The 11,979-nt window shown below is 54.3% G+C and carries 12 protein-coding genes; 3 read left to right on the top strand and 9 right to left on the bottom strand.

Translation table 11 applies throughout. The features are described from left to right. Positions 1-52 precede the first annotated feature (52 nt). From MKY74_RS06255 to ftsE, 4 genes are all read right to left on the bottom strand, one after another. Complete coding sequence (locus MKY74_RS06255) at positions 53-1,477, bottom strand: S41 family peptidase (protein ID WP_076174778.1); 1,425 nt, start codon at positions 1,475-1,477, stop codon at positions 53-55. Between the two features lie 136 nt (positions 1,478-1,613). Continuing rightward, positions 1,614-2,906 (bottom strand): murein hydrolase activator EnvC family protein, encoded by a 1,293-nt coding sequence (locus MKY74_RS06250; RefSeq protein WP_076174780.1) that lies wholly within the window; start codon positions 2,904-2,906, stop codon positions 1,614-1,616. Positions 2,907-2,983: 77 nt separating this feature from the next. Then, positions 2,984-3,895 carry a permease-like cell division protein FtsX gene (gene ftsX / locus MKY74_RS06245; RefSeq protein ID WP_076174530.1) on the bottom strand — a complete coding sequence of 304 codons (912 nt, stop codon included), beginning with the start codon at positions 3,893-3,895 and terminating at the stop codon, positions 2,984-2,986. Beyond that, positions 3,885-4,571, bottom strand: coding sequence for a cell division ATP-binding protein FtsE (gene ftsE / locus MKY74_RS06240; RefSeq protein WP_076174783.1), 687 nt, complete (start codon positions 4,569-4,571; stop codon positions 3,885-3,887). Before ftsE ends, ftsX begins: the two co-directional genes overlap by 11 nt. A gap of 213 nt (positions 4,572-4,784) precedes the next feature. Here ftsE and MKY74_RS06235 point away from each other — a divergent pair, with 213 nt between their 5' ends. Beyond that, positions 4,785-6,224 carry a VanW family protein gene (locus MKY74_RS06235; RefSeq protein WP_076174532.1) on the top strand — a complete coding sequence of 480 codons (1,440 nt, stop codon included), beginning with the start codon at positions 4,785-4,787 and terminating at the stop codon, positions 6,222-6,224. A 115-nt stretch (positions 6,225-6,339) separates the two neighbouring features. Here MKY74_RS06235 and MKY74_RS06230 read toward each other — a convergent pair whose 3' ends face one another. Beyond that, a complete protein-coding gene (locus MKY74_RS06230; RefSeq protein ID WP_167372917.1) occupies positions 6,340-6,495 on the bottom strand; it encodes a hypothetical protein in 156 nt (51 codons plus the stop codon). Between the two features lie 167 nt (positions 6,496-6,662). Here MKY74_RS06230 and MKY74_RS06225 point away from each other — a divergent pair, with 167 nt between their 5' ends. Both MKY74_RS06225 and dnaN read left to right on the top strand, forming a co-directional pair. Further along, positions 6,663-6,908, top strand: a complete 246-nt coding sequence (locus tag MKY74_RS06225; protein ID WP_244169407.1) for a hypothetical protein — start codon at positions 6,663-6,665, stop codon at positions 6,906-6,908. An 18-nt stretch (positions 6,909-6,926) separates the two neighbouring features. Next, positions 6,927-8,060 (top strand): DNA polymerase III subunit beta, encoded by a 1,134-nt coding sequence (dnaN, locus tag MKY74_RS06220; RefSeq protein WP_076174537.1) that lies wholly within the window; start codon positions 6,927-6,929, stop codon positions 8,058-8,060. A 91-nt stretch (positions 8,061-8,151) separates the two neighbouring features. On the opposite strand, the gene MKY74_RS06215 is transcribed toward dnaN, so the two are convergent. The 4 genes from MKY74_RS06215 to MKY74_RS06200 all read right to left on the bottom strand — a co-directional run bounded on the left by MKY74_RS06215 (position 8,152) and on the right by MKY74_RS06200 (position 11,963). Next, entirely contained in the window at positions 8,152-9,684 is a 1,533-nt protein-coding gene (locus tag MKY74_RS06215; protein WP_076174539.1) for an MDR family MFS transporter, read from the bottom strand. A 38-nt stretch (positions 9,685-9,722) separates the two neighbouring features. After that, complete coding sequence (locus MKY74_RS06210) at positions 9,723-10,460, bottom strand: hypothetical protein (protein ID WP_076174541.1); 738 nt, start codon at positions 10,458-10,460, stop codon at positions 9,723-9,725. A 137-nt stretch (positions 10,461-10,597) separates the two neighbouring features. Next, positions 10,598-11,323: a hypothetical protein gene (locus MKY74_RS06205; protein ID WP_076174543.1), complete on the bottom strand. Its 726-nt coding sequence runs from the start codon at positions 11,321-11,323 to the stop codon at positions 10,598-10,600. A 4-nt stretch (positions 11,324-11,327) separates the two neighbouring features. Beyond that, positions 11,328-11,963 carry a YhbD family protein gene (locus MKY74_RS06200; protein WP_076174545.1) on the bottom strand — a complete coding sequence of 212 codons (636 nt, stop codon included), beginning with the start codon at positions 11,961-11,963 and terminating at the stop codon, positions 11,328-11,330. Positions 11,964-11,979 lie beyond the last annotated feature (16 nt).

Here is an 11,979-nt window from a genome sequence, read left to right as displayed (position 1 = left end):
CCAAGGACAGACATCAGACGCAAGAAAAAAAGAAGGCTAAAGATCAGCCTTCTTAACGATTCGACGCGGCAGCGGCAATTTCCTTCCGCACCTCGTCAATCCCGCGGTTCAATTGATTATCGTATTTCGGATCGCGGATGTGCTCGATCAGCGCGTTCTCGAGTGCTTCCGCCGTCTTCGCGTCAATGACGCCGTTCGCGCTCAGCTTCGCGCTGCTTTGGAACGACTTGACGGCCGCCACGGTTTTCTCATCGAAGAATCCGTCTTTGCGTCCAGGCTTGAAGCCAAGTCCGTCCAGCATGATCTGCGCACTCTTCACGTCAGTGTTGTTCATGTTGTATTCCAGCGATTTGTCCTTGTTGATCGGAGCCACCGAGAAGTAATCCGGCTGATCCACCGCAATGTCAGGCTTGATCCCCTTCTTGTGGATCCAGCTGCCGTTTGGCGTCAGCCATTTCGCGATCGTAATCTTGAGCAGGCTGCCGTCGCCCATTTGCTTGTCGAAGCTCGTCTGTACGGTTCCTTTACCAAAGGAGTTTTCACCGATCAGCTTCGCTCCGGCCGATTGCTGCAAGGCACCTGCCAGAATTTCGGATGCGCTGGCGCTTCCCTTGTTCATCAGGAGGGCGACCGGATAGTCTTTGCCCGTTCCCTTGGACTCGCTCTTCTCGCGCTTCTTGTTCTTGTCTTCAACCTGAACGATCAGCTTGCCTTTCGGCACGAATTGCTCGGCGATATCGATCACGACGGACAGCACGCCGCCGGGGTTGTTCCGGACATCGATGACGAGGCCCTTCATGCCTTCGCTCTCGAGCTTCGCCAGCTCTTCCTTGAAGCGATCGCCCGTGTTCAGGGAGAACTGGGTAATTTCAATCACGCCTACTTTACCCGGTTCCATGTGGGCATTAACGGTCTCCAAATCGACATCGTCGCGCACGATAGTGTACTGAAGCGGAGTCGATACGCCGCTGCGGCGGACCGTCAGCTTCGCCTCGCTGCCTTTCGGACCGCGGATTTTCGAAACCGCATCGTTCAGCTCAAGCCCGCTCAGTGATTCTCCGTTCACCGTCAGGATGATATCCTTGGCGCGGAGTCCTGCTTTTTCCGCAGGCGATCCCTTGATCGGAGACACGATGACGACATTGCCGTCTTCCGAGGACACTTCGGCACCGATGCCGCTGAACGAGCCCTCGATGCTCTCCTCAAATTCCTGTGCCGTTTGCTTACCCATATAAGTCGAGTACGGATCTTCCAGCGATTCCATCATGCCGTTGATGGCACCGTCCACCAGCTTGCTCCGGTCCACATCCTCATAATAGTTGCCTTGGATGAGATCCAGAGCCGTACCGATTTTCTTCGCTTCATCCTGCTTCAAGCCGCCGCTGACCACACTCGCTAACACGCCCTGGCCCGTCGAGGCCTGATTCGCAAAGCTTGCGCTTGTTAACACGAGGGTCAGTACGCTTCCCAACAGCATACCTACGACGACCAACAATGCGACCGTACGTTTCTTCAAAGTAAGTTTCACCGCCTTTTATTTTCCGGCCGAACCTCTTATGACCAGACTTAACCATCCTAGTATATGTTCGGCTTGTACGGAATATTTATACGGTCTACAGATACGGCATCGGGTCCACAGGCGTTCCATTCTGACGGACTTCAAAATGAAGGTGAGGCCCCGTGACTTGTCCCGTTGCGCCGGATTCTGCAATCACCTGACCGCGGCTGACATGCTCGCCTACCTTTACTTTAATACCGCCTTCACGTATATGTCCATAGAGGGTCCACATTCCGTCCCCATGATCGATGATGACACAATACCCGTAACCGCTCCACCATTCGGCCAGCGTGACGGTTCCCGTTTCAGCGGCGTGAATCGGCGTTCCCTGCGGAACGGCAAGGTCCACCCCTTTATGCATCTTGCCGACTTCCCCCGTAACCGGATGGACTCTTCGGCCGAAAGACGAAGAAATGCGGGCTCCGCTAACCGGCATATACAGCGGTCCGCCGCTGCCCGTGAAGCCGCCCGAGCTTTCAACCGTCGTTGTCGCGCTCCTCTTCTTGGCCGCTGCCGCTGCTGCAGCCGCTCTCTTCGCAGCAGCCGCTTTGGCTGCCGCCGCCTTTCTCGCCGCTTCTTCAGCCTTCAGCTTGTTCTTCTCCTGCTCCAGGGAAGCACGCTTGCTGACAAGCGTGACGAGCAGCTGATCCTGCTCTTCACTGGTGTCGTCGGATTCTTCAATCTTCTGGTCGTACTGCGCGATCAGAATCTGCTTCTGCCGCTCGTTTTCAGCCAGAATGGCCTTCTGGTCTTCCATCTGGGCATACAAATTCTTGGCTTTGGCGTAATCCGACTCCAGTTCCTTTTTCTTAGCCAGCACCAGCGCCTTATCCTTCTTGTGCTGCTCCAGCAAGTCCTTGTCCTGGTCTACGAATTCCTTCAGCGCATCGGCCCGTTCCAGGAAATCGGAGAAGCTGGTCGATGAGAGCAGCACCTCCAAATAGGATACATTACCGTCGGTATACATAAGACGTACCCGGGACTCCAGCATTTTCTCCCGCGACTGGATCCGCTCCTCGGCGGCATCCAGCTCGGCTGCGGTCTGATGGAGCTTGTCCTGCGTGTCGTCAATTTGAACCGTCAATTTGGTCATCGTGTTGCTCACCGTACTAATCTGGTTCATAACGTACTGCAGGTTTTGGGTCGTTTTATTTTTGTAATGCTGCGCTTCCTGCTTCTGGGCTTCCGCCTTGCTCTTCTGCTGCTTGGCGGTCTTCGCCTGCTGCTGCAGCACTCTCAGTTCATGGTCGATCTCATCGACCGTCTTTTTCTTTGCCAGACCTTCCGAAGGCTGAAATACAGCCGCTGCGATCATAACTACAGCCAAACATGTGGCGATCTTTTTCAACTTGCGTTCCCCGTCCTTTTCCAAAAGTTTCTCCTGTATAACCAAGACTCTCCGTCAGCCGCTTATCGTTCTTGTTCTTATACCTTCAAAAATTTGCGAATAGATAGGGTCGTTCCCCACATGCCGATCAGCACGCCGAGGACAATCAGTAATCCTCCCCACTGCCACAGCTGGCTCAGCGGGAGAAGGGACATCTGGAGCGTAAAATCCGAGCCGATGGAGGCGGCCAGCCGGTCATAACCGACGAACAGCAGCGCCACCGTGATGACGGACCCGATCAGCCCGATCAAGGTGCCCTCCACGAAGAACGGCCAGCGGATAAAATAATTCGTCGCCCCGACCAGCTTCATAATGCTGATTTCCCGGCGGCGGGCAAGAATCGTAACGCGAATGGTGTTGGAGATCAGGAACATCGACATGACGGCGAGGCCGGCCACGAAAATAAACCCGATGTTGCGTACCAGGCGCGTCACTTTAAACAGCGTTTCGATGGTGCCTTTGCCGTACTTCACTTTCATGATCGGCTGCTCCGTATGGCTCGTGTTCAGCGCCTCGATCTTCTGGGCGACGAACGGAACCGTCGTCGGCTCAATCACCTCAACCATAATCGTGTCCGGCAGCGGGTTGTTATCCTTGCTGAAGCCTTCCAGCAGCTCCTTCCCCTCGTCTCCCATACTGTTGCGGAAATCGGTGAGGCCCTGCTCCTTGGAAATAAACTGCACCTTGCTGACCTCCGGCATCGCGGAGATTTCGTTCTGCACCTTCTCGCGCAGCTTCTGGTCGACGTTCAGGTTGAGATAAGCGCGGATCTGCACTTGTTTATCGGCCTTGTCGGCCAAAGCGTTGACATTGAGCACCAGGATGATAAATACCCCGAGCACGAACAGGGATACCACGATGGAGGTAACGGAGGCTACGGTCATCCACCCGTTGCGGAAGATGCTGTTAAAACCGACCCGCAAATGCCGCAGAAAGGTGTTAAAAGTCATACCCGTACTCCCCTCTCTGCTGGTCGCGTACAATGTTGCCGTGCTCGATCGCGATAACGCGCTTGCGCATCGTGTTCACGATCTCCTTGTTGTGGGTGGCCATGACGATGGTCGTTCCGCGGAAATTGATCTCATCAAGCAGCTGCATGATGCCCCACGACGTTTCGGGGTCGAGGTTGCCGGTAGGCTCGTCCGCGATAATGACCGCCGGGTTGTTCACGATGGCTCTGGCGATCGCGATCCGCTGCTGCTCTCCCCCGGACAGCTGCGCCGGAAGGCGGGCGGCTTTGGACTTCAGCCCGACCAGCTCCAGCACCTCCATCACGCGCTTTTTCATCTGCCGCTTCGGTGCTTCGATGACTTCCATGGCAAAAGCCACGTTTTCGTAAGCCGACAGCGTCGGAAGAAGGCGGAAATCCTGAAAAATGACGCCGATATTCCGGCGCACATACGGAATTTTCCGCTGCTTCAGCTTGCCGATATTAAAACCGTTCACAGAGATTTGCCCTTTGGTCGGCACTTCTTCTCTATAAATAAGCTTCATGAATGTCGATTTGCCTGCGCCGGACGGTCCGACGACGTATACGAATTCGTTGCGGTCGATCTTGACCGATACGCCTTGCAATGCATGGGTTCCATTCTGGTAGGTCTTCCACACGTCCTGCATTTCAATCACTTCGTTCATCACTTCCTAATTACATAATCAGCCATTATAAATTCGACACATTCCAGCTAATTCCTTTAAAAAAGCGTAGGAATCATCACGATGTGTTTCATTGTAACAAAATTGTTACCTTTTGAGTACCCGAAATTTTTCCACTTTGCCTACATATATATGGAAAGACAGCATCAATCACGATGAAGAGGAAGCGAAAGAGGTGGGAACCCTATGAAAAAAATTCATTTGAGCCTGATCATTATCGCCAGCATCCTGCTGATCGGTTCCGTCACCGCCGGGTGGGTACATCTTTATATCGGACAAAACACCCTTCCGGATAAGATCCAGGTTGCCGGCTACCCGCTCGGAGGAAAAGATTCGGATGAGGCGCTTAAGCTGTTGGACGCCCGTCTCAGACAGATGGAGAGCATTCCCTTGACGCTGTCCGTGGCCGCCAAAGGCATTCCCAATGCCCAGCTGACGCTGAAGGAAGCCGGCGTTTCGTTTGAAGCGGACGCCTTTAAAGAGGCGGTTGCGAAGCTGCATGAAGGAAGCTGGCTGGACCAGCTGAAATACCGCTGGCATTTTCAGACGGACTGGAACATCGTGCCGCACTGGGACATTTCCGCGCTGAAGGAGAAATTTACGCCGGAGTGGGAGCAGGAGCACTTCGGGCTTCCGGTGGAAGCCACGCGGCGGATCTCAGGGAAAGACGAGGTCGTATACACGCCGGAGGTTTCGGTCTCGCGGATTGACTGGAACACGCTCAAGGAGCAGATGACGGCGCTGATTCCGAAGGACTTCGCCCTGATTGCCGGCGGTGAAAAGCCCAAGCTCAGCCTGGACCTTCCCCTGTACCGGATGGTGCCGAACGTCACGATCGGCAGCCTCAAGGAAGAAGGAATCGAGCGAAAAATCATCGAGTTCTCCACCGGTCTCGGTTCGAGCGGGCCGGGAAGGGTATACAATGTCGATTCCGCCGCCAAGGCGGTGAACGGCATGGTGCTGAAGCCGGGTGACGTGTTTGACTACAGCAAGGTCATTGCCAAGGCGGAGGAAAAATACGGGTTCCAGGAGGCGCCGGTCATCCTGAACGGGAAGCTGGTGCCCGGGGTAGGTGGAGGCATCTGCCAGGTGTCCAGCACGGTGTACAATGCGGCGGTCCGGACCGGACTTGAAATCGTCGAGCGGCGCAACCATTCCCTGCCGGTCAGCTACCTGCCGAAAGGGCAGGACGCTACGTTTGCCGAAGGCTCGATCAACTTCCGCTTCCGGAACAATACCGGGAAGTCGCTGCTGATTCAGGCCGAAGTCAAGGATCGGAATCTGATCGTCAAATTTTTTGGCACCTTCCCGAAAAATGTCACCTATGACCTCATGTCCCGCACGGTCGAAACACTTCCGGTCACCGAGAAGTTCGTGCAGAATCCGACCCTTCCGGTCGGCGGCCAGGAGATCCTGCAGAGCGGCAAACCCGGCTACGTCGTCGAGACCTATCAAATCAAGAAGGTGGACGGCAAGGAGGTATCGCGCAAACGTATTTCCCGTGATACGTACCGCCCGCAAAACCGGCTGATCGCGGTCCATACGGAAGATTCGGGAGAGGGCAGCCCCGCTCCAGGCTCGGAAGAGCAAATTGTGGAGGACGGCGTAAGCGGGCCGAACTTCTGAGGTCAGTTGGAGGGCAGTAATGGATTGTCAGCTATAATCCAAACGAAGCAAAAGGGTGCCTCCGCCGGTTTAACGAAACCACTGGAGACACCCTTTTTATAATCATATGTGAGCTCTACTGAATAATCCCGAGCCGGCGCGCCTGCTCCTCCGTCATAATGTATTCCTCGCTTGGCCACACTTCCTCTTCGGCCTCGACGCCGAACATCTTCATGACTTCGCCCCAGATGCCCTTTTCTACCGCTTCCGCCTGCGTAATAATGATTTTCATGACGCTCACTCCTTTTCTGTTCTTTTACCCTTTTATACCCCGTTTTGGGTGGGTTGATTCGCTTGGCGCCAAAAGGAGTGCTTCTTGCCCAACACTTTCGAACTGTGTTAGATTAGAATTAGAAAATATTTGAAATAGGTTACCTTATTCAAACAGGAGGCATGATCATGGAGCCGCGCAACAAAGTAAAAATCGGCATCCCCGATGAGGAAGGGCAGTTGAGCTTCATGTTTACCCGTGGCGGAGCACGTCGAGGAGCAGGCAGAAAAGGGATCGGGACGACCCGCAAAGTATCGTTAACTTTATCCGAGGTAACATGGGACCGTCTGGATGCCTACTGCGACGACCATCAGTTTACTCGGTCCGAGGTTCTGCGTGGAATGATCGAACATTATTTTTCCGACCAAAATTAAAAGAAAAAGGTGACGCCCGTGTTCGTCCGTATCCCAGGTGATCTTCTGGCTCAAACCGTTCAACAGGTTGCCGTCGCAGCTTCGGTATCCTCGGCACAGCCGCAGAACTCTATGATTCATTTACATACGAGTCTGAATGGACTGACTCTTACATCAGGAACAATCTCGGGAATGGTCATTCAAGCAAAGCTTCCACTCGATGAGGGACACTGTCAAACGGAATCCATTGCCGTGCCTTCGCGTCTATTTGCGGACATGATTCGCAAGCTGCCTGCCGGAGTGGTGACCCTGGAAACACAGCCGCCTTTCCTATTAAAGATTAGCTCAGGCAGTACTATATTCCGACTCTACGGAATGGATCCAGAGGATAGCTGTTCCGTTCCAGACCTCAGAAGCCACCTGTTGGATGTGGAGCTATCGAGCTCTCAATTTAAAAAAATGGTTCAGCGGGTCGTTTTTGCATCTGCCAGTTCCAATGAAGCCAGGCCAGTATTAACCGGCGCCCTGTTTCACATTGCAAATGGCTCAATGAAACTGATGGCTACAGACGGTGTGCGCCTGGCTTCATGCACAATCCTTCTTAACCGCAATCTGAGCAATGAAGTTGAGGCCATCATACCTTCCGCATATTTAAAGCATGTCTCCAAGCTGCTGTCCGGAGAGAAGCTGCGGATCTCCTTCAGCAATCACCGGATGGTTATACAGAATCAAGATCTCGCGGCTTACATTCCTCTAATGACCGGATCCTTCCCGCCAATGGAAACGATGACCAACGCCACATATGTAACAGAAGTTCAGGTTTCCTCAGCAGCCTTTCTCAGCGCGATCGAGCGGGTTAATTTGGTTGCGGGCGGACAAATGGTTCTGCTGAATGGAACACCCCCTTCCTTGGAATTAAGCTCCAATACGCCAGAAGTTGGCGATGTTAACGAGACTACTCCTGTGCAGAACTTTCAAGGGGAACCATTTCGTATTGCTTTCAACGGGAAGTATATGCAGGACATCATACGTGCAGTTGATAGCGAATGGATCAATATTCAATATGCAAGTCCTTTAAAACCCTTGATCGTTACTGCTGCTTCTACAAATGAGTCCCTGGTTTATCTGATCACTCCGCTAAGAACTAGAGCTACATCGATACATACACCGTGAATTGCAAGCATCTGCCAAAATAAAAGAAGAAACCAGGGCTCGCCCCAGCTTCTTCACGTCCAAGAAAGAAAGTTTCCAAATCACGGTTTCATTAATGATGCGCCCCATCCTTACGCGCTCCCGGCCCCATCTGGGACATTTGCAGCCGTGATCCGCCCATCAGGGAGACCGAAACGAGCGCCAGCGCCGCCGGTATTACGGCCCACAGGAACGCATGGTCCACGGAGACGGACAGCGCGCTGCTGATCTTCTCCATGACCGGTGCCGGAATAAGCGCTCTGCGCTCCGGCGAGAGCATCTGCTGCGGATCCATCGTGGCCGGCATATTCTGGCCGGAAGCTCCGCCCAAGGTGCTGCTCAGCCGGTCATGGAAGTCATTTCGCTGGATGATGCCGAAGATCGTAATCCCCACGGTCATTCCCAGCGAACGCAAGAAGGAAATCGTCGAGTTGGCTGAGCCGCGCTGTCTGGCGTCCACGCCCTGGATAGCCGACATCCCTAGCACGGAGAACGAAAATCCCATCCCGAAGCCGGCGACCAGCATATAGATGGACAGCATCGTCCGCGTCGTCTCCGGCGTAATCGTGCCGAGCAGCAGCATGCCGCCGCCGAAAATGACCGCCGACAGGATCATGACGCTGCGGAACGACATTTTAGTGGACAGCATGCCCCCTACTTGCGAGGCAACTACGGAACTCAGTGTCATCGGAAGTAGTATCAACCCGGAGTTAGTTGCATTTCCACCCATGACCCCTTGCACGAAAATTGGAATGTACACGGCTGCGGTAATGAAAGCCGCCCCATAGAACAAGGCCGCTGCGCTGCTGAAGGCGAACAGTCTTTTGCGGAACATGTCGTAGGACACGATCGGTTCGGCCACCTTGGCCTCCACGGCCAGGAAGACGATCATCAGCACGGCAAACGCGGCGAACAGTCCGATAATGACCGGTGAGTCCCAGGCATATTTGCTGCCGCCCAGCTCCAGCGCGAACATCAGGCTGACCACAGAGCCCACCAGCGTAGCGGCTCCCCAAATGTCGATCTTTTGCTTGGAATGCTCATGAGACTCATGATAGAACAGCACCACCAGCAGAAAGGCTGCAATGCCTAAAGGCAGGTTAATATAGAAAATCCAGCGCCACTCCAGATAATCGGTGATATACGCTCCGAGAAGCGGCCCGAACAAGCTCGACACCCCGAATACGGCGCCAAACATGCCCGCCATCTTGCCTCTGGACTCCACGGGGAAAATATCAAACACGATCGTAAATGCAATCGGCACCAGCGCCCCGCCGCCGATTCCCTGAATCGCCCGGTAAATGCTCAGCTCGGTAATGCTGTGTGCCGTCCCGCACAAGGCCGAACCCAGCAGGAACATGATGATTCCGAATACGAAAAATCTTTTCCTTCCATACATATCGGACAATTTGCCGAAGATCGGCATGCCGGCCATCTCTGCCACCATATAGGCGGAGGTGACCCAGACGAATTGGTCCAGACCGCCCAGCTCGCCGACGATCGTCCCCATTGCGGTGGAGACAATCGTGTTGTCCATCGCGGCGATCAGCACGCCGAGCAGCAGACCGGCAACGATCAGACCCAGCCTGTTCTTTTTCTCTGCCATGTTTACGCACTACCCCTTTATATTTTTTGTAAAATATCTTATCCCAGCCGGACAAACCGGCCTACACTTGCCGCAGTGTCCTGCTTGAATTCGTCCGTATACTCCACCAGTCCGATCTCGCATCCGCTCCCGATGTTCACCCTTCTGCCCCGGACGACGGCAGCCTTGGTGTTCTCCAGATAAACGACGTCGCCTTCAATGCTCTCCGCGCTGAGCTCCCCGCCGTCGTAATGGGAAGTCATCTTCCCGATCAGCGGAATCTCCAGCCCTTTCTTGACGGTGATCTTGGCACCTACGAGCTCTCCGATCCGGCTCGGTCCATACATTTTAATCTCGACGAGCTCGCCGTTCAGCATGCCCGGGACTTCCACCACGCCCCGCACGAGCAGCTCCTCCGTCTGGCCGGACGCCGCCCGAAGGCCACCGTTAATCTTGACGAAATCCGAAGACACATTGCCGCCGACGGCCAGCTCGCCGTTAATGCTGATGCTTTTCAACTGCAGATCCCCGGACACGCTTACCTCGCCCTGAGACTTCAGCAGTCCGCCCTGAAGGTTCTCCCGGACGTTCAGTGTTCCGTTGACGGATGCGGTTTCCGCGATCAGGGAGCCGTTCACCTGAGCCGTGCCCAGGCATTTAAACAGCCCGCAGTCCGCCGTACTGCTGATTTCCGCGTCACCCATAATTTTGACCTGGTTAAAGGTTCCGCCTCCCGAGCTCCCGCTGCCCGTTATTTTGATATCGCCAAGCCCTTGGCGGTTTCCATTTGCCGTCATGACCTTTTCCTCCCTTATGAATACCCGGTCGTCCGGGCATTCCCTGAATGTTATCTAATGCACCCCTGTTGGAACGTTGCTCTATTGCTGCCTAGCAGCTGGTTTCAGCGCAGATTCAAATCTGCTTCAACGCTGCTTCAGATCTGCTTCGCCGATCCGACCTGAGCGTCTCCGTCCCGCTTGAAGTCGACCTTATATTCAACCCTGCCGATTTTGCAGCCGGGGCCGATCCGTACTTCGCTGCCGCGGACGACATCCGCTTCGGTATATTCCAGGTCCACGAAGTCCCCTTCAATGAGATCGGCCATCAGGCGGTTGTTGAAGACCGGGGCCAACTGCAGCAAAATAGGCGCTTTCTTCAACCGGCGCACGGTAATATGATCCCCGCCAATTTCCTTGGCTTTGCTGGCCAGGCTCATCTTCAAGTCGATCTCGCCGGCGTTCACCAGCCCATCCACGTTAAAGCCGCCATGAACCGAAAGCACCTCGCACTGCACGCCCCCTCTCGACTTCAGGCTGCCCGACACTTCCACTTTCTCGCTGATGAGCCCCTTTTCCAGGGTGACCTGGCCGTTGATCGCAGCCGATTCGCTGCAGCGGGTCATCTCTTTGACCGATCCCATGCCGTCCAGAATCAAACGTTCGGCCGATAAATTGCCGCCGATCGACATCGTCCCGTTGATCTTGACCGTTTCTCCCAGCACCGAACCCGAAATGTTCAGGGTGCCGTTGGAATCCAGCGTAATGCAGTCGATATCTCCCTTCACCTTGCTGATCCCGTCAATCCTAACCGTTTTATACACACCGGACGCCACCGTTCCGATGCCCGACATCGACATGTCATGTCTTTGTTCCCGCTCCATCGCCTCAAACCTCCGATTGGTTGATTTTTAATTTCAATTCCTCGATACAGCCCCTTAAAGGCAGGCGGAACACCCACCTGGCATCCCGGTCCACATATACATGCTCGGTAGTCTCGATTAGCAGCAGCAGCGGCACGCCCATTTTGCGGACGAGCGCCAGCTCGCACGGTCTGCTGGCCACTTTAGCGTAATGATCCCGCATGAGGGATAACAGCATCTTGCCTTCATCCCGGGTTATTTCTCCGCTCTTGAGCAGCTTCTCCAGTACATAGACCGAGAGAATATCGGCGAACGTCAGCACGTCCTGCTTCCCCAGCTCCTGTTCAAACAGATCCAGCGTCATATTTGTAACAATGTTACGTTGTATAAGCTCACCTGGGGTGATTGATACTTCGCCGGAGCTCGGCGAAAACACATCGGCCAGCTCGTCGAGGGACAAACCGTCCTTCATATTGATAATACGGTCTATGCGCTGCAGTATTTTTTGCTTCGGAAAAAAGGTCTCCTGTCCCGTGAAGGAAGACTTGCGGATAAACCATTCCTCGGGAATGAGGTTTTTCCGCTTCCAACGGTACAGCTGTCCATAGGAAATTCCGGTCAGCTCCAGCAGATCTTTTTTGGAAATCTCTTCTTCGTTCATTGCACATCCTCCTCGC

It is taken from the genome of Paenibacillus sp. FSL R5-0378 (assembly GCF_038009285.1).
Lineage (GTDB): Bacteria > Bacillota > Bacilli > Paenibacillales > Paenibacillaceae > Paenibacillus_AQ > Paenibacillus_AQ favisporus.
Note: the sequence above shows the minus strand (reverse complement) of the source record. Positions and strands in the feature narration are given on the sequence as shown.